Origin of the sequence: Patulibacter sp. NPDC049589 (assembly GCF_040675535.1) — a bacterium.
GTDB lineage: Bacteria > Actinomycetota > Thermoleophilia > Solirubrobacterales > Solirubrobacteraceae > Patulibacter.
The window spans coordinates 1-17,980 of record NZ_JBFAPC010000009.1; the positions used below are offsets into that span (position 1 = coordinate 1).

Below are 17,980 nucleotides of genomic sequence, written 5' to 3' on the forward strand. Positions count from 1 at the left end.
TACCCCGGCGTTAAAACCCTCTTCCCCCACCCGACGCTCTCCCGTTCGGGCCGGCGCCCGCCCGCGGAGCGGCCGGGGGCGGGGGGACGCCGAGCTCGCGGCGCCCGCCCACCGCCGCGAGGGCGGCGAGCGCGCGCTCGCCCGCCTGCGCCCCGCGACCGGGACCGCCGCGCTGCTGGACCGCGTCTGCGACGAGCTCGCCGCCGGCTGCGGCTTCGGCCGCGTCCTCCTCTCGCGCGTCACGGACGGTCGCTGGCTGCCGTGGATGGTCAACGAGGCGATCGTCGGGGAGGCGTGGTTCGGCGAGTGGTCCGCTCGCGCGATCCGCCTGGACGACATGCTCGTCGAGTCCCGGCTGCTCGGCCCCGACCGGCCGGCGCTCGTGGCCGACACGGCGGCCGACGACGTCCACCCGATCATCCGCGCGGGCGCGTCGACCTCCTACGTCGTCGCGCCGATCACGCTCGCCGGCCACGTCGTCGGCTTCTTCCACGCGGACCGCCCCGACGGCGGCCGTCCCTGCGACGAGGCCGACCGCGACCTGCTCTGGTCGTTCGCCCACGGGTTCGCCCGGCTGTACGACCGCACGGCGCTCGCCGAGCGGCTGCGGTCGCACCGGCTCGAGGTCACGGAGCTGCTCGAGGGCGCCGCCGGCGCGATCGCGGACATCGCGGACGCCGAGGTCGTCCTCGCCGCCGACCCCGACGACGCCGAGCCCGCGACGCGGCCGCCGGTGGCGGCGTCGCGGACGGGCGGGCGGCTCGGGCGGCTCACGCCGCGCGAGCACGAGGTGCTGGACCTCATCGTCGCGGGCGCCCGCAACAGCGACATCGCCCGGCGGCTCGTGATCAGCGAGGGGACGGTCAAGTCGCACGTCAAGCACGTGCTGGCGAAGCTCGGCGCCGTCAACCGCGCGCAGGCGATCGCCTACTGCCTCGGGGTCCGGCACGACGGGACGGACTGACCGCGCGGAGGTCCGGCCGGCCGACCCGCGGCGCCTCCGCCCCGGGGCACCCCGGGATCATCCCTTCGCGTCACGGGATCACCGCTTCGGGTGACGACGTCGGCGCGACGTCGGCGTAGCGTGCTCGCATGACGTCGACCTCCGTCCCAGGGTCCCGCCGGGACCCGACGGCCGGGCCGCGCCGGAGGGCGGGGGCGGGGGCGGGGTCAGTCGTCGGTCTCGACCTGAGCGATGCCCAGGTAGCGGGCGATGGCCTGCGAGCGGTTCACGGCGCCCAGCTTGCGCAGGATGTGCTTGACGTGGGACTTCACCGTGCCCTCGGTGATGACCAGCTGCTCGGCGATCGCGCCGTTCGTCGCGCCGACGACCATCAGCTCGAGCACCTCGCGCTCGCGGGCCGTCAGTTCGTCGAGGACCGCGGAGCCGCCCGACAGCGCGGAGACCGCGCTGCGCGCGACGATCGAGCCCGCGTCGGGGTGCTTGGCGAGGTCGATGCCGGAGTCGCAGAGCTCGTCCATCATCCGCTCGGCGGCCGCGAGGGTCTCGCGGACGTGGTCGCGCTGGGCGCGCAGCCGCTCGAGCAGGACGGTGCGCTCGTAGATCTTGCCGAAGCCCTCCGCGAAGGCCCAGAGGACGTCGCGGTCGACGTCGTCGACCCGGCGCGCGGACGGGTGGTAGTCGGCGTGGAGGAAGCCCACGACGTTGCCCCCCGGGACGATCGGCGCGGCGACGTAGGACTTCGAGTGACCGGCCTCGACGATGATCGGGCGGTGGATCTCGGTGGTCGGCGCCTCGGTGTCGTAGACGATCGCCGGGCGGCGCTCCCGGACGAGCGAGGCCTCGAGCATCAGCTCGTCGAGCGGGATGCCCTGGTCGATCCACGGCGTGAACCAGCCGTCCATCTCTGCGCCGTCGCTGAAGTGGCCCTTCCACGGCTTCCAGAGCCCGTCGTCGACCCGCGAGAGGACGACGCGACCGAAGCCGCAGCGGGTGACGAGCTCCTGGCAGACCTGGTCGACGAGGTCGCCGGAGGTCGGCAGCGAGCGCAGGCGGGCGAGGCCGGCGGAGCAGTCCGCCAGGCGCCGGGTGCGGAGGCTGAGCTCGTGCTCGTAGAGCTCCGAGGACAGCTGCTGGAGGTCCGCGACGAGTCGACAGAGCCGGGCCGTGTCGGCGGCCGTGGCGACGCTCGACAGGCGCAGGCGCTCGATGCAGCACCACGTCAGCGCGGAGACGATGTCGGCGGAGCGGCCCGGACGGTCCCGGTCGACGCCGGGGACGGCGAGCTCCTGGTCCAGGGCCGTGGCGACGTCCGCGTGGGCGGACATCACGCGGGCCAGCAGCTCGCTCTCGCGCCGCCGCCAGCCCGGGCTCCGGGTGGGCGCCGGGAAGGCGCGGGGCGCGGCCTCGACGCGCTCGTAGGTGCTGCTCATGCGGGACGGTGCTGGTTGCGGGTGAGCCGGAGATACCGCGATACGGCCTCGGCGCGGTTGGACGCCCGGAGCTTGCGGAGGATGTGCTTCACGTGCGACTTGACCGTGCTCTCGGAGACCACGAGCTGGTTCGCGATCTGGACGTTGGTGGCGCCGCTGGCCAGGAGCCCGAGGACCTCGCGCTCGCGGGGCGTGAGCACGCTGTTGATGCGGGCCTCCGGCGCGGTCAGCATCGACGCCGGGGTGACGCCCGCGGCGGCGGTGTCCGGGGCCTGGCGGGCGAGCTGGACCTGCGCGGCGCAGAGGTCGCCGATCATGCTCTCGGTGTCGGCGAACGCCTTGCCGATCCGCTCGTGCTGCAGCGCGAGGCGCTCGACGAGGACCGCACGCTCGAAGATCAGGCCGAAGCCCTCCGCGAACGTCTGGATGTTGTCGCGGTCGTGGCTGGTCAACGGCCGGCCGGACGAGAACGTGTCGGCGTGCAGGAACCCGATGACCGGGCCCGTGGTGACGATCGGCGCGACGACGTAGGCGCGCGTCTCGGCGACCTCGATCAGGGGCCGGAACGTCCGGGCGTCCTCCTGGGCGTCGTGGATCAGGGCCGGGGCGCGGCGGCGGACGAGCTCGGCCTCGAGCATCGAGGTCACGAGCGGGATCTCGGCGCCGGCGATGAAGGACTTCAGCGCGACGTTGGTCGGGTGCTCCTCGTCGGTGACGAGGTGCAGCGTGTGCGGGACCCAGGTGGACCCGCGGACCCGGGAGATCATCGCGCGGTCGAACCCGCAGGCCGCGCACAGCTCGGCGGGCGCCGCGTCGATCAGGGCGACGGACGACTCCTCCTGGCGGATCCGGGCCAGGGCGCTGTGGATGCGGTCGAGCGTCTGGAAGCGGAGGCCGAGGGTGTGCTCCCGCAGGTCCGACTGGAGCTCACCGACCTCGACGAGCAGCTCGCAGAGGTCGGCGGCCTGCTCGGCGCCGAGCTCCGGCGCCGCGAACTCGGCGCTGATCTCCGCAGAGACGGCGGTCAGCGTCGCGACGATCTGGCGGGCGGGCTCGGGGTTGGGATCCGGCGGCTCGGCCGAGATCATCGAGCGGGTCGTGAGGGCGAGGCCGCGCACGCGAGCTTCGATGTCGGTCAGCTCTCCCTGCGTTCGTGTCGTGGGCATGCGGGTCCTCTCGTGGCGGCCGGCTGGGGTGTCCGTGCCGATGCTCACCCAAGACCTTAACCGTACGGCGTTCCCGGCGGGGAGCAGTTGCGAACGGCGGTCGCGTTCGTGCGACGGGACCGGACGAGTGACGCCCGGGCGCGAGGGCGCTCGCGCGAGGCTGAAGGGGGTGCCGGACGGTGCGCTCCACCTACGGGGGGTGCCAACCCCTCGCCGGTGGGATGGCGCGGGACGGGCGTTCGGCAAGGATCATCTCGATCCTTCGCGCGCCACTGGGGCGGCGACCGGCACACCGACCTCGGGGAGACGACTCATGGCCACTGTGGGCGTGCAGCACCACAAGATGTTCATCGGCGGGCAGGAGGCGGACGCGGACGACTCGTACGAGATCCGCAACCCCGCCAACGAGGAGCTCGTCGCCACCGTCGCGAAGGGCACCCTGGAGCACGCCGACGCCGCCGTCGCCGCCGCGAAGAAGTCCTTCGAGGCCGGCAGCTGGTCGCAGCTGGGCCCGGACGACCGCCGCCAGGTCATGCTGGCGATCGCCGACGGCATCTCGGAGAACATCGACGAGCTGATCGAGGCCGAGATCTCGGCCAACGGCGCGACGATCCGCCAGGCCGGCGGCTTCCACATCGGCCTCGCCGCCCCGCACTTCACGTACTTCGCGGAGCTCGCCGGCAAGTTCGAGGCCGAGGAGGGCATCCACACGGCGCCCTACCCGACGATCTCGCAGAACATCCTGCGCCGCGAGCCGATCGGCGTCTGCGCCGGCATCCTGCCGTGGAACTTCCCGCTCGTCCTCGCGCTGTGGAAGATCGGCCCGGCCCTCGCCGCCGGCAACTCGATCGTCATCAAGGCCGACGAGAAGACGCCGCTGTCGACGCTCCTCTTCGCGAAGATCGCCAAGGAGGCCGGCCTTCCCGACGGCGTCCTGAACATCATCACCGGCGACGGCCCCGAGGTCGGCGCCCGCCTGTCCGGTCACCCGGACGTCGGCAAGATCGCCTTCACCGGCTCGACGGCCGTCGGCCGCGAGATCATGAAGGTCGCATCGCAGACCGTGAAGAAGGTCTCCCTCGAGCTCGGCGGCAAGGGCGCCGCCGTCGTCCTCGACGACGTCGACATCAACACCGTCGCCGACGCCGCCATCTTCGGCTGCTGCCTCTACAGCGGTCAGATGTGCGAGTCGATCACCCGCCTGATCGTCCCCGAGTCGATCCACGACGAGCTGGTCGCGCGCATCGTCAAGCGCATCGGCACGCTCAAGATGGGCGATCCCTTCGACTTCGACACGGACATCGGCCCGGTCGTCTCCAAGCGCCAGCACGACCGCGTGCTCTCGTACCTGAAGGTCGCCCAGGAGGAGGGCGCCGTCGTCGCCGTCGGCGGCAAGGCTCCCGAGGGCGCCGAGTTCGAGAAGGGCTACTGGATCGAGCCGACGGTCTACACGAACGTCACGAACGACATGCGGATCGCCCGCGAGGAGGTCTTCGGACCGGTCCTCGTGGTCATCAAGTACTCCGGCGACTCCGACGAGGCCGTGGCGATCGCCAACGACTCGATCTACGGCCTGTCCGGCGCGGTCTGGAGCGGCGACTACGAGCGCGCCCTCGACGTCGCGCAGAAGCTCCAGGCCGGCACGATCTGGGTCAACGACGTCCACATGGTGACCCCGGAGCTCCCGTTCGGCGGCTACAAGCAGAGCGGCCTCGGCCGCGAGCTCGGCCCCGACGCGCTCAAGGAGTACACGGAGGTCAAGCACATCCACATCGACCTCTCGCAGAAGCTCGAGGCCCGGGCGTACGACCTGGTCCTCAGCAGCGACGACGAGGACTGAGCCCCCGGGGCCGGCTGCGGCCGGCCCTCAGCGGCACCGGAGGACCGACGGGCCCCGTCCACTGGACGGGGCCCGTCGTCGTGCTCCGGGGGGCCGGGGCGAGACGGTCGTCGCGCGCGCGACGACCGCGGCCGGCCGCTAGCGGTGGAAGGCGTGCCGGCGGGTCTCGAGGACGCGCGTCCCGGCGGCGATCGCTCCGACGAGGCGCTCGACCTCGGTGGCCTCCAGGGGCCGTGCGACGGCGATCTCCGCCAGCTCGCGCGCCGTCTTCACGGCGTCCCGGACGCGGTCGTCCTCGCCGCCGACCTCGGCGTGGACCAGGCGCAGCCCGGCCTCGGCCTGGAGCGCCGCGGCCTGCGTGCGACCGTGGTCGAGGTCGAGGAACACCCGGACGAGCAGGTCCTCGCCCTCGAGCACCGGCAGGCGGCCCGTGAGGGCGTCGGCGACGGCCTCGGCGGGCGCGAGGGTCGACGCGCGCGAGGTACGGCGCCCGGGCGGCGACGGGATGTCCAGCGCCTCGGTCCACGCGCCCTCGGCGACCTGGGCCGAGGTGCCGAAGCCGATCCGGACCTTGCGGGCGTCGCGGCGCGCGACCTCGACGACGTACGGGTCCCCGGAGCCCGCGCGGTGGCCGCGGATCGCCCGGTTGAGCACGGACATGCCCTCGTCGACCCAGCGGTGCTGGAGGTCGTTCATCTGGGCGATCTCCTCGAGCCGCTCGCGGGCCTCGCGGTCGCCCGGGATCGGGGCACTCGCCTCCACGTACGCGGCCAGCTGGATCGGGACGTCGTCGGGGCCGTCCTCGGGCTCGAGCAGCCGGGCCTTGCGGCGCAGCCGGCGGCGGCCCTGGGGCACGCCCTGCACGGCCATCACGAGGACGTCGGCGGCGCCGGCGTCGAGGACGGTGCCCGTGACGCGGTCGCGCTCGCCGATCACGAGTGGCTCCTCGCCCGGGCCACCGGTGCTCGCGAGCGCGCGGCTGAGCCGGCGCTCTGGCACGACGACGTACCGGCCTGCACCCGGTCCCACGGCATGCGTGAACTCGAACTGCACGAAGAGAAAGAACGGAGCCACGCGGCGACTCTATGCGGGAGAGCGGGGCCAACAGGACGAAAATCACAGACACCCCCACCAGCGGGTGATGGATCTCCCACCCACGACATATCCCTTCGCTCATGCGCCCGCCGTACGATCGGCTGGCAGCGCGGTGCCCGGTGGATCCGGATGCCCCGCCGACGAAATCCGGGTGCTGCGACGAAGGAGAAGTGGGCGATGACCACGGGACGGGGTCTGCTCCATCGCGAGATGGGCGACGACGCAGGAGGCATCGGCGCCGACGCCGAGACGAAGGCGCTGCTCGACGCCGCGCACGAGTACAGCCTGCACGAGGGCCAGCCGGGCTTCAAGGAGAAGAACCCGGGCGACTTCTGGTCGATCGAGTGCGTGGACGTCTACAAGTCGTTCGGCCGCAAGCCGATCCTCAACGGCCTGAACGTGGGAATCCCGGAGGGCATGATCACGGTCATCCTCGGGCCGTCCGGTACCGGCAAGTCCGTCGTCATCAAGCACCTCATCGGCCTGCTGTTCCCGGACTACGGGGACATCATCGTGCACGGCGACTCGGTGCCGAACCTGACGACGTCGCAGCTGCTGCAGATGCGCCAGAAGTTCGGGATCCTGTTCCAGGACGGCGCGCTCTTCGGCTCGATGAACATCTTCGACAACGTCGCGTTCCCGCTCCGGCAGAACACCGACATGCCGGAGGACGAGATCGCCGAGGTCGTCAACCAGCGCCTCGCCGAGGTCGGCATGGGCCACGCCGGCGTCCTGATGCCGAACGAGCTCTCCGGCGGCATGCGCAAGCGCGCCGGCTTCGCCCGCGCGCTCGTGACCGAGCCCGAGATCGTCATCTTCGACGAGCCGGACTCCGGTCTGGACCCGGTCCGCACCGCGCTGCTGTGCGAGCTCATCGTGAAGATGCACGCGCAGCACGGCGGCACGTACGTCGTCGTCACCCACGACATCGCCTCGCTGCACCAGATCGGTCAGTACATCTCGGTGCTGTGGAAGGGCCGCATCGTCCAGGCGGGCGCCCGCAAGGACATGTTCGAGTCGGACAACCCGTTCGTCCGCCAGTTCATCAACCGCAGGCTCGAGGGCCCGCTCGGGATGGACTGACCCGGATGCCTCCCGAGCGGTGCGTCCCGCGCCGCTCGGGGTCCCATCCGACCACTGTTGCGACGGCCTGACGTGGGGATCCACCGCGACCCGAACGACGTCCCGCAGCAGTTCGACGACGCAGTCATCCCGCACGGCCCACGGCCGCGGACGGGCTGGGTCGCACCGGACGTCGCCGAGCGGCTGCCGGGCCTGGAGCTGCTCCTGTTGGACAGCCCGATCGAGGTCACCACCCGCAGCCCGCAGTGGGCCAAGGAGCGCCTGCGCTTTTTGTCCACCGCCGTGCGCGGTCTCGACGTCCTGCACATGCACCGGCACGAGGCGCCCGCCGCGTACCGCGAGCTCTACCGCAACGTGGGCCGCGACCCCGACGACGACCTCCCCCCGATGGAGGCCGCGTTCGTCCAGCGGCTGGCCGACGGCGGCTTCCCGCAGGACGGGCTGCCCAGCGACGCCCTGATGATCGTGCTGGCCGAGACGGGCATCCCGATCTGGGCGGTCGACGCCGAGCTGACCGACGGCGGGCTCGGCATCCGCCGCAGCCTGGCGGGCGAGATCCCCGTGCCGGCCGGGTTCGACCCGGAGCTGACCGCGGGCCACCTCGTGGTCGCCGACGACCACGGCGTGATCTCGGAGCTCTGCCGTCCCCCGCGGCCCGTGCGGGCGATCGCCCGGGACACGAGCCACGGGGTCTTCTACTGCGTCAAGCCGGAGGGCGTCTCCGAGCTGCGGGTGCAGGAGGCGTTCTGGATGTGCCTGGGGATGCTGACGCCGTGATCACCGGTTCCTGCCCGGGCGAACGGCGGTGCGGGGTATGGGATGGGAGCACCTCATGTCCGCCCTTTGGGGGATGCCGACACTCCCTCCGGATGGTTGCCTTGTGTGATCCTCATCCCGTACGTTGTGTTTAGCAGCATGGCCCTCGGGCGTCCGCACTGCGTCCGGAGGGACTTCGGCGCAGGCGGCGAACCGGGGGATCGGAGTTTCGTGGGCGTCGCCCCGCACCAGGCACGCCCGTCGCACGGGCCTCCCTCGTGCCCGGTCGCCGCGTCACGCACCTGAGGGTTCTGGAGAGCATCACGTGAGTCGCAAGACCAAGATCGCAGTCGGGCTGTCAACCGCAGGGGTGGTCGCTGCCGGGTTCGGCGCGGCCTCGTCCGCGTCAGCCGAGTCGCGGACCCTGACGGTCACCCTCGCGGGTGGCACCGTGCTGCAGATCAACGTCGACGTCCCACCAGGGACGCCGATCGACCAGATCCCGCTGCCCGACCTCGGCGGCCTCGTCGTCCGCGTGACGGGCCCCGGCCCCGCGACGACGCCGGCCCCGACCACGCAGGCCGCCCCGGCCACCCCGGCGCCGCCGGCCGCGACGACCGAGGCGACGCCCCCGGCGGGCACGACGGAGCAGGCCGCTCCGACGAGCACGGACAAGAAGAAGGCGAAGAAGTCCAAGCGCAAGGGCTGGGACATCGGCGACGTCGCCAAGTCCGCCGGCGCGACGGCGGCCAAGGACGAGAAGGAGCAGACCGTCGACCCCGCCGCGGGCGCCGCGTCCGACACGTCCGGCGACGCGACGGGCCCCGACGGCACGACGACCCGCGACGCGGGCGGCGCCCCGACGCCGGCCGACCCGACCTTCTCGCTGTCGGTCCCGGGTGCCGCGCCGCGCGGCGTCCCGAACTTCTTCATCGACAAGTTCCGGATCCCGCCGTTCCTGCTGCCGATCTACCAGGCCGCGGGCGTGCAGTACGGGGTGCCGTGGGAGGTCCTCGCCGCGATCAACGAGATCGAGACGGACTACGGCCGCAACCTGTCGGTCTCCTCCGCGGGCGCGCAGGGCTGGATGCAGTTCATGCCCGCCACCTGGAAGGGCTACGGCGTCGACGCCAACGGCGACGGCTCCGCGGATCCGTACAACCCGGTCGACGCGATCTTCGCCGCCGCGCGGTACCTCCGCGCGGCCGGGGCGGAGAAGTCGATCAAGAAGGCGATCTTCGCCTACAACCACGCCGACTGGTACGTCGACTCGGTGCTGCTGCGTGCGCGCCTGATCGGTGGCCTGCCGCCGGATCTCGTCGGCTCGCTGACCGGCCTGACGCAGGGCGTCTTCCCGATCTCCGCCAAGGCGCGGTACGCGGGCGACGACAGCAACCAGAAGGCCCGCGCCCGCACCAAGGGCAAGAACGCGGCCAAGACGGTCGAGTCGTCGAAGCTGAAGTCGACGAACATCTTCTCCCGTTCCGGGGCCGGTGCGGTCGCGGTGCAGGACGGCCGGATCGTCAAGGTCGGCCGCAACCCACGTCTGGGCAGGTTCGTGCAGCTGCGCGACGTGTACGGCAACACGTACACGTACGGCAACCTGAAGACGGTCGCGGAGTTCTACCCCGTGCCGAAGGCCGGCGCGATGAAGAAGGCCGAGAAGGCCGAGGCCCGCCGCCAGGAGCGCCTGGCGAAGGCCAAGGACCCGGTGCCGGAGGCCGCGGCCACGGCCGGCGAGCAGGCCGCGCCGGCGAAGGTCGTCTCCGACGCCGTCAAGGGCGTGGCGGACGTCGCCCGCGACGTGACCGAGCAGGTCACCGGCAACACCGAGCCGTTGTTCGCCAACCCGGCGCGCCCGCTGGCGAAGAAGCACGGCGGCGCCGAGCAGCTCGCCAACGCCGGCCTCGAGGACGGCTCCTCGAAGGTCGCGCTGAACGGCTGGGACAAGAAGGACGTCGAGCTCAAGCGCCTGAAGAAGGGCGCCCGCGTGATGGCCGGCACCGTGCTGGGCCGGATCGGCAAGAAGAAGGGCTCGTCGACGACGCCGCACCTGCAGTTCGAGGTGCACCCCGCCGGCAAGGGCTCCCCCCGCGTGGACCCGAAGCCGATCCTCGACGGCTGGAAGCTGCTGGAGTCGACGGCGGTCTACCGCGCCAAGGGCTCCAACCCGCTGTTCGGCGACGGCACGGCCACGGCCGGCCAGGTCCTGCTGATGAGCAAGGAGCAGCTCCAGCAGCGCGTCCTGAGCAACCGCAACCTCGGGATCTACGAGGAGGGTCGCCGCGACATCGCCGCCGGCGCCATCGATCGCCGCGTGCTGGCGACGATGGAGTACCTGACCGCGTCGGGCCTGCGGCTGACGATCTCGTCGCTGCGCTCCGGCCACGGCAAGATGACGACGTCCGGCAACGTGTCGGAGCACTCGACCGGCAACGCGATGGACATCGCGTCGGTCAACGGGATCACGATCTCGCCGAAGACCCAGGGCCCGGGCTCGATCACCGACTCGACGATCCGTCAGTTGTTGCAGCTGCAGGGCACGATGAAGCCGCACCAGATCATCTCGCTGATGACGCCGGCGGATTTCCCCGGGGCGGACAACATCCTGGCGCTGCCGGACCACGACGACCACATCCACGTCGGGTTCAAGCCGCAGGGCGGCACCAGTGGGGAGCTCGGCAAGCAGGTCCAGCAGCTGCTGGAGCCGGGCCAGTGGATCAAGCTGATCGACCGCATCGGCGAGATCACCAACCCCGAGGTCTCCCCGACCGTCTCCAAGTCCGCCATCAAGACCGGAAAGGCCGGCAAGGGCGACTAGTGCTGCCTCGCGTCGGTCGGCATCCCGGACCCGGGACACAGGATCGACGCGTCGTGCGAGGATCGTGACGATGTCCTCGTCGCCCCCCACCGCCGACGCCACCGCCCCGGGAGCCACCGCCACGCGCGGGGGGCTCTCGGCCCGCGGGGTCCGGGTCCAGGCCAACGGCCAGACGCTCGTCCGCAGCGTCGACATCGACGTCCGGCCGGGCGAGCTGTGCGCGATCATCGGCGCGTCCGGCGCCGGCAAGTCGACGCTCCTGCGCGTGCTGGCGGGCGTGAACGCGCCGAGCGCCGGCACGGTCACGGTCGACGGCGAGCACATCGACTACGCGACGGACTCCGTCGGCTACGTGCCGACCGGCGACCTCGTCCACCCGCAGCTGACGGTGCGCGAGGCCCTGAGCTACGCCGCCGCCCTGCGCGCCTACGACGTGCCGGCCCGCGAGCGCGAGGCCCGCGTCGAGGCGGTGCTCGAGGAGCTCCACATGACGCACCGCGGCGACGCGCAGGTGCGGTCGCTGTCCGACGGCGAGCGCCGCCGCGTCGGCTGCGGCACCGAGCTCGTCGGCGACCCCTCCGTGGTCGTGCTGGACGAGCCGACGTCCGGCCTCGACCCGGGCCTCGAGCGCCGGCTGATGGTCTTGCTGCGCGAGCTCGCCGATCGCGGCCGCGCCGTCCTCGTGACGACGCACGCGACCGGCAGCCTGCGGCTCGTCGACCGCATCATCGTGATGGCCTCCGGCGGCCGCGTCGCGTTCGTCGGCTCGCACGACGAGACGCTCCGCCACTTCGGCGCCGAGTCGATCGACGAGGTCTACGCGGCCGTGGAGGCCTCGGACGACACGTCCGACGTCGTCCCGTCGCGCCCCTTCGAGGCCGCCGCCCAGACGTCCAACAACGCGTCGGCCCGCCGCCGCGCCGCGCCGCCGATGTCCTCGCAGATCCGGACGCTGTCGTCGCGCTACGCGCTCTGCATGCGCCGCGACGCCCGCTCGCTGGCGCTGATGATCGGCCAGGCGCCGATCATCGGCATCGCCATCGGGCTGACCGTCCCGGCGAACATCCTCTCCAACTCCCTGCTGGGCGCCTACTACGGCGTGCTGCTGGCCTTCATGGTCGTCATCGGCGCCGTCTGGCTCGGCCTGATCGCCGCCTGTCGCGAGGTCGCCCGCGAGCGCGACGCGCTGCTGCGCGAGGCCGCCGTGGGCGTGCGCCTGGACGCGTACCTGATGTCGAAGTGCGCGGTGATCTTCCCGCTGGTGGCGTTCCAGACGCTGCTCCTGGTGATCCCCGTGGCGGTGCTGCAACCGCCCAACGGGGCGATCACCCAGTACGCGGGGGTGCTGGCGGTGTCGATCGTGGGCGCCTGGGGCGCCGTCGCGATCGGCCTCCTGGTCTCGGTGCTCGTGCAGAACGCCGGCCAGGCCACGACGGTCCTGCCGCTCGTCGTCATCCCGCAGCTGCTGCTCGCCGGCGCGCTCATCCCGCCGTCGAAGATGATCGCCCCGATCAAGGCGCTGTCCGACATCACGCTGGCCCGGTGGACCCTGTCGGGCATCGGCAACTCGCTGGAGCTGGCGGGGAGCGTGTCCTCGACCGAGGGGCTCTCGGACGCCACCGGTCTGCGGGGCGAGTTCTTCAACTCCGGGCTGATCCAGCCGATCCTGATGATCGCGCTCCTGAGCGCCGTCACCCTCGTCTTCACCGCGATCGTCCTGGACCGCCGCGTCGTCAACGCGATCTACGACGAGTACGACCTGCTGGACGAGGGCCCCGGAGGCGGCGCCCCCGCCGTGCGGCCCGCCGCGACCGCGGCCTGATCCCGGGCGGGTCGGCCCGGGCGGCCCCGGTCCCGGCCGGCCCGGCGGCCCCCGACGCCGTTCCCGGCGGCCGGAGGTCCCGGCCGCCCGTCAGCCCCCGTCCCGCAGGAGGTCGCGGAGCTCCGTTCGGCGGATCTTCCCGCTGACGGTCTTCGGGAGCTCGGTCACGAAGTGGATCTCGCGGGGGTACTTGTACGGGGCGGTCAGGGTCTTCGTGTGGTCCTGGAGCTCTTTGGCGAGCGCGTCGGTGGGCTCGTGGCCGGCGGCGAGGATGACGAAGGCGGTGACGATCTCGGTGCGCTCGGGGTCGGGCTTGCCGACGACGGCGGCTTCCATCACGGCGGGGTGCTCGACGAGCGCGGACTCCACCTCGAACGGGCCGATCCGGTACGCGGACGACGTGATGACGTCGTCGTCGCGGCCCTCGAACCAGAGGTAGCCGTCGGGGTCGCGGGCGGCCTTGTCGCCGGTGAAGTACCAGCCGTCGCGGAAGCGCTCCGCCGTGGCCTCGGGGTTGCCGTCGTAGCCGCGGAAGAGCCCGATCGGCCGGCGCTCGCCGTCGGTGCGGACCGCGATGTCGCCGACGACGCCGTCGGGCGCCCGGAGGCCGTCGTCGTCCAGGACCTCGACGTCCCAGCCCGGGACGGGCAGGCCCATCGAGCCGGGCCGGACCTCCACCGCCCGGTAGTTGGCGACGAGCACCGACGTCTCGGTCTGGCCGTACGCGTCGTAGACGGTGAGGCCGCCGGTGCCCCGGGCCCAGACCTTGATGACTTCGGGGTTCAGGGGCTCGCCGGCGCTGGTGCAGTGGCGCAGGGCCGAGAGGTCGTGGGCGCCGAGGTCGGCCTGCACCAGCGTCCGGTAGAGCGTCGGGGGCGCGCAGAACGACGTCACGCCGTGGCGGGTGATGATCCCGAGGATCGTGTCGGCGTCCGGCCGGCCGAGGGCGACCTGGACGATCGTGGCCCGCTCGTGCAGCTGGCCGAAGAGCCCGCCCCAGGCGGCCTTCGCCCAGCCGGTGTCGGTGACCGTCCAGTGGCGGTCGCCGGGGCGCAGGTCGTGCCAGAAGCGCGCCGTCGGCACGTGCGCCAGGCCGTACTCCTGGGCGTGGGTGACCATCTTCGGGTGCGAGACCGTGCCGCTCGTGAAGTACGTGAGGAGCGGGTCCTCGCGGCGCGTCGGCGCGGTGGGGAGGTCGCCGCCGTCGGCCGGCGTGGCCGCGACGAGGTCCTCGAGGTCGAGCCAGCCGGCGGTCGGGCCGACGGGTGTCGCGCCGTCCGCGTCGGGGCCGGCCGTCGCGCCGTCCGCGGAGGCCTCGGCGGTGCCGCGGTCGCGGCGGGCCGGGGCGCCCGGGCCGGATCCCGGCAGCGCCTCGGCCGCGACGACGATCCGCGTTCGCAGGGTCCCGGGCGGATCCTCGATGGCGTCGACCTTCTCGGCGCCCGCCGCGTCGGTGATCGCGGCGACCGCACCGGCCTCGGTCAGGCGGTAGGCGATGTCCTTCGGGGTCAGCAGGTTCGGGCCCGGCATCGGCACCGCGCCGATCCGCATCGCGCCCAGCACGACCGCGTACCAGGCGGGGATCCGCGGCAGCATCACGAAGACGCGGTCGCCCTTGCCGACGCCCTGGTCCAGCAGGGCGCGGCCGACGCGCCGGGCGTCGCGGGCGAGGTCGGCGGCGGTCTGCTCGCCGGTGACCGCGCCGTCGGGGCCGAGGGAGAGCACCGCGAGCTCGTCGGGCGCGTCCGCCGCCCAGGCCTCGACGATGTCGATCACCGGGTTGTAGACGTCGGGGACGTCGATCCGGAAGGTCGCGCGCTCCGCGGCGTGGTCCAGCAGTCGGGGGGCGGCGTCGCGCGCCGGGGTCGTCAGCTCCATCGGGTCCTCTCGTCCTCGTCGGCCAGGTGCCGAGCGACGCGAGGCTACGGGGCCCGGGCCGCCGTGCCTACGGTCCGAAGGTCGCGATCGTCCTCCCGGGTCGCGGGCGCCCCGCGCGGCGGGCCGGGCCACGCCGGCCCCGGGTGCGGGCGGGGCGGCATCCGGGCGGGGCCCGGGCGCCGCGGGGCTATGCTCGGAGCACCCGCGCGTCGCGTCCCCGCGCGCGCCGCTCCGACCATGACCATCGCCCCGGCACCCGACCCGTTCGCCCCGTCCGCGGTCGTCGACGAGGCCGTCCGGACGCTGACGGCGCGCCTGGGGGCGGAGCTCGCGTTCGGCGGGGTCGTCGAGGAGGACGGCGCGGTGCCGCTGGTCTGCACGGCCCGCGTGACGCCGGCGCGGTTCGCGCGGCTCGCGCCGCGCGCCGGCCGCGGCCTGGGCGGCCGCGTGCTGGCGGAGCGAGCGCCGGTGACCGTCGAGGACTACGGCCACGCGCGCACGATCACCGACGACTTCGCGGGACCGATCGGCGAGGAGGGGCTGCGCGGCCTGGGCTGCGTCCCGATCGTCGACCCGACCGGGGTCGTCGGCCTGCTCTACGCGGGGTCCCGGCGGGCCGGAGCGCCGCCCGGCCGCCTGATCGACGCCCTCGCGCGGCTGGCCGACGACGCCGGCGCGCGGATCAACGCGGCCCGGGTCGCCGCGCTGGAGGACGAGCTGCGCCTGCGTCGCGCGTTCGTGCCGGGGACCGGCGCCGCCGCCGGTGCGGGGCGACCCGACGGCTCGGCCGGCGTCGCGGGCGCCGCCGTCGGCCTGACCGGCCGCGAGCGCGACGTGCTGCGCCTGCTGGCCGAGGGCTGCTCCAACCGCGAGATCGCCGACCGCCTCGTGATCGCCGAGCCAACGGTCAAGGGCCACGTCGGCCATCTGATGCGCAAGCTCGACGCCCCGTCGCGGCTGCGCGTCGTCGCCCGGGCGGGGCGGCTCGGGCTGCTGTAGGCGGGCGCCCGGCCGGGGGACCTACGGCGCCGCGACGCCGTCGGCGGCCATGCCACGCAGGACCAGCTCGGCCAGGCGCCGCGCGCCGCCGGGGCCGAGGTCCTCGACGTCCTGGACCGCGCGGAACGCGAGCCGCAGGTCGTCCGCGCCGGCGTCGTCGCGCAGCGCGCCCTGCTCCCGTGCCCGCTCGACCAGGGCGTCGAGCGCCGCCGCAGCGCGCGGGCGGGCATCGAGGACCAGCGGGTGCTCGGAGCTCACGCTCCAGGCCTCGTGGACCACGCGGTCGGAGAGGGACTCGGTGACGATCTCGAACGTGACGCGGCACAGCGCGGGCCACGCGTCCGCGGCGCCGTCGGCCGCCGACATGAGGTCCACGACCCGGTTGATCCGCTGGACCACGAGCGCCGCGACGATGTCCTCCTTGCGCCCGATCTGCCGGTAGATGCTGCCGACGCCCACGCCGATCGCGTCCGCCAGGACGGGCATCGCGACGTCGAGGCCGTCGCGCGCGAAGAGCTCCCCCGCGACGCGCAGGGCACGGTCGCGCTTCGCGTCGGCGTCGAGGTCCGCCCACGGACGGTCGTCCGGGGTGGTCATCGCGCTCGGGCTTGGGCCGGAACGAGCATTCCGCTAGTGTAGTGGCACGAGGGCGGAATGTCTGTTCCGCCCCGAGTTGGCCCCGACCGCAGGACCCTCCGATGAACCCTCAAGCCACCGACCGCCGCGCGCCGTCCCTGACCCTCGCCGTGCTGGCCCTCGGGGGTGTCGCGTACGCGTTGCTCCAGTCCCTGGTCGCCCCCGCGCTCCCCGACATCCAGAAGGAGCTGAACACGACGCCCTCGGCCGTGGCGTGGGTCCTCACCGGCTATCTGCTGAGCGCCTCGGTCGCCACGCCGATCGTCGGCCGGCTCGGCGACATGTTCGGCAAGGCGCGAGTCCTGATGATCGTGCTCGTGATCCTCTGCTTCGGCACCGCGCTGGCCGCGGTCGCCTCGTCGATCGGCGTCCTGATCATCGCCCGCGTCATCCAGGGCGTCGGCGGCGGCATCTTCCCGCTGGCCTTCGGGATCATCCGCGACGAGTTCCCGCGCGAGAAGGTCGCCGGGGCGATCGGCCTGATGTCCGCGCTGCTGGGCATCGGCGGCGGCCTCGGCATCGTGCTGGCCGGCGTGATCGTCGACAACCTCAGCTACCACTGGCTCTTCTGGCTGCCGCTTGTCGCGATCGTGATCTCGGCCGTCGCCACGCACTTCTACGTGCCCGAGTCGCCGATCAAGACGCCCGGGAAGATCAACTGGGTGGCCGCGGGCCTGATGTCGCTCGGCTTGGCGGGCGTGCTGCTCGCCGTGTCGGAGGGGCAGTCCTGGGGCTGGCTGTCGGGCAAGACCATCGGGCTGTTCGTCGTCGGCCTGCTCCTGCTGGCCGCCTGGGTCCGCACCGAGTTCCGCTCGGACGAGCCGCTGGTCGACATGAACATGATGCGGATCAAGGGCGTGTGGACCACGAACCTCGTCGCGCTGCTGCTCGGCGTCGGCATGTACTCGTCCTTCATCCTCGTGCCGCAGCTCGTGCAGGCGGACCCGGACGCCGCCGGCTACGGGTTCGGCTCGACCGTCACGCAGGCGGGCCTGTTCATGCTGCCGTCCGCGTTCTTCATGCTCTTCGCCGGCGCGTTCGCCGGGAAGCTCGAGGCGCGCTTCGGATCCAAGCCGCCCCTGATGGTCGGCACGGCGTTCACGGCGGCCGCGTTCCTGCTGCTGATCGTGGCCCACGACCAGAAGCTCGGCATCTACCTCTCCTCCGCCCTGCAGGGCATCGGCATCGGCCTCGCGTTCGCGTCGCTCGCCAACCTCATCGTCCAGAACGTCCGCCAGGACCAGACCGGGGTCGCGACCGGTATGAACACGGTGATGCGTTCTCTCGGCGGTGCCATCGGCGGCCAGATCGCCGCGGCGATCCTCGCGAGCGAGATCGTCAACCAGGTGCCGTCCGAGGACGCCTTCACCATCGCATTCGTGTTCTGCTTCGTCGCGCTGCTCGTCGGCCTGGCGACCAGTCTCATCATCCCCGGCCGCCCGCGTCCCGATCGGGCACGCGGCGCGGTCGCCACCGGAACGGAGGCCTGA

The 17,980-nt window shown here is 73.0% G+C and carries 13 protein-coding genes; 8 read left to right on the top strand and 5 right to left on the bottom strand.

Annotated features, from left to right (window positions below):
• The coding region (locus tag AB0L40_RS02850) for a LuxR C-terminal-related transcriptional regulator (RefSeq protein ID WP_364348862.1) at window positions 1-964 on the top strand (964 nt) is incomplete at its 5' end.
• A 206-nt stretch (window positions 965-1,170) separates the two neighbouring features.
• Here the strand turns inward: AB0L40_RS02850 and AB0L40_RS02855 are convergent.
• Together AB0L40_RS02855 and AB0L40_RS02860 are read right to left on the bottom strand one after the other, a co-directional pair.
• On the bottom strand, window positions 1,171-2,394 hold the full coding sequence (locus tag AB0L40_RS02855) for a helix-turn-helix transcriptional regulator (RefSeq protein ID WP_364348865.1): 1,224 nt from the start codon (window positions 2,392-2,394) through the stop codon (window positions 1,171-1,173).
• Complete coding sequence (locus tag AB0L40_RS02860; RefSeq protein ID WP_364348868.1) at window positions 2,391-3,560, bottom strand: LuxR C-terminal-related transcriptional regulator; 1,170 nt, start codon at window positions 3,558-3,560, stop codon at window positions 2,391-2,393. Before AB0L40_RS02860 ends, AB0L40_RS02855 begins: the two co-directional genes overlap by 4 nt.
• 313 nt (window positions 3,561-3,873) lie before the next feature.
• On the opposite strand from AB0L40_RS02860, the gene AB0L40_RS02865 reads away from it, so the two are divergent.
• Entirely contained in the window at window positions 3,874-5,400 is a 1,527-nt protein-coding gene (locus tag AB0L40_RS02865; RefSeq protein WP_364348871.1) for an aldehyde dehydrogenase family protein, read from the top strand.
• A 138-nt stretch (window positions 5,401-5,538) separates the two neighbouring features.
• Here the strand turns inward: AB0L40_RS02865 and AB0L40_RS02870 are convergent, their stop codons facing one another.
• Complete coding sequence (locus AB0L40_RS02870; protein ID WP_364348874.1) at window positions 5,539-6,474, bottom strand: hypothetical protein; 936 nt, start codon at window positions 6,472-6,474, stop codon at window positions 5,539-5,541.
• A gap of 198 nt (window positions 6,475-6,672) precedes the next feature.
• Between AB0L40_RS02870 and AB0L40_RS02875 the strand changes: the two genes are divergently transcribed.
• The 4 genes from AB0L40_RS02875 (at window position 6,673) to AB0L40_RS02890 (ending at window position 12,977) form a co-directional block, all read left to right on the top strand.
• Window positions 6,673-7,578 carry an ATP-binding cassette domain-containing protein gene (locus AB0L40_RS02875; protein WP_364348877.1) on the top strand — a complete coding sequence of 302 codons (906 nt, stop codon included), beginning with the start codon at window positions 6,673-6,675 and terminating at the stop codon, window positions 7,576-7,578.
• 72 nt (window positions 7,579-7,650) lie between these two features.
• Window positions 7,651-8,355, top strand: a complete 705-nt coding sequence (locus AB0L40_RS02880) for a hypothetical protein (protein WP_364348880.1) — start codon at window positions 7,651-7,653, stop codon at window positions 8,353-8,355.
• Window positions 8,356-8,659: 304 nt separating this feature from the next.
• Window positions 8,660-11,155: a lytic murein transglycosylase gene (locus tag AB0L40_RS02885; protein ID WP_364348883.1), complete on the top strand. Its 2,496-nt coding sequence runs from the start codon at window positions 8,660-8,662 to the stop codon at window positions 11,153-11,155.
• 70 nt (window positions 11,156-11,225) lie between these two features.
• Window positions 11,226-12,977, top strand: a complete 1,752-nt coding sequence (locus AB0L40_RS02890) for an ATP-binding cassette domain-containing protein (protein ID WP_364348886.1) — start codon at window positions 11,226-11,228, stop codon at window positions 12,975-12,977.
• A 90-nt stretch (window positions 12,978-13,067) separates the two neighbouring features.
• Here the strand turns inward: AB0L40_RS02890 and AB0L40_RS02895 are convergent, their stop codons facing one another.
• Window positions 13,068-14,855 carry an AMP-binding protein gene (locus tag AB0L40_RS02895; protein ID WP_364348889.1) on the bottom strand — a complete coding sequence of 596 codons (1,788 nt, stop codon included), beginning with the start codon at window positions 14,853-14,855 and terminating at the stop codon, window positions 13,068-13,070.
• A gap of 237 nt (window positions 14,856-15,092) precedes the next feature.
• Between AB0L40_RS02895 and AB0L40_RS02900 the strand changes: the two genes are divergently transcribed.
• Window positions 15,093-15,854 carry a LuxR C-terminal-related transcriptional regulator gene (locus AB0L40_RS02900; RefSeq protein ID WP_364348892.1) on the top strand — a complete coding sequence of 254 codons (762 nt, stop codon included), beginning with the start codon at window positions 15,093-15,095 and terminating at the stop codon, window positions 15,852-15,854.
• A gap of 21 nt (window positions 15,855-15,875) precedes the next feature.
• On the opposite strand, the gene AB0L40_RS02905 is transcribed toward AB0L40_RS02900, so the two are convergent.
• Window positions 15,876-16,451 (bottom strand): TetR/AcrR family transcriptional regulator, encoded by a 576-nt coding sequence (locus tag AB0L40_RS02905; RefSeq protein WP_364348895.1) that lies wholly within the window; start codon window positions 16,449-16,451, stop codon window positions 15,876-15,878.
• Window positions 16,452-16,552: 101 nt separating this feature from the next.
• Between AB0L40_RS02905 and AB0L40_RS02910 the strand changes: the two genes are divergently transcribed.
• Window positions 16,553-17,980 carry an MFS transporter gene (locus AB0L40_RS02910; protein WP_364348898.1) on the top strand — a complete coding sequence of 476 codons (1,428 nt, stop codon included), beginning with the start codon at window positions 16,553-16,555 and terminating at the stop codon, window positions 17,978-17,980.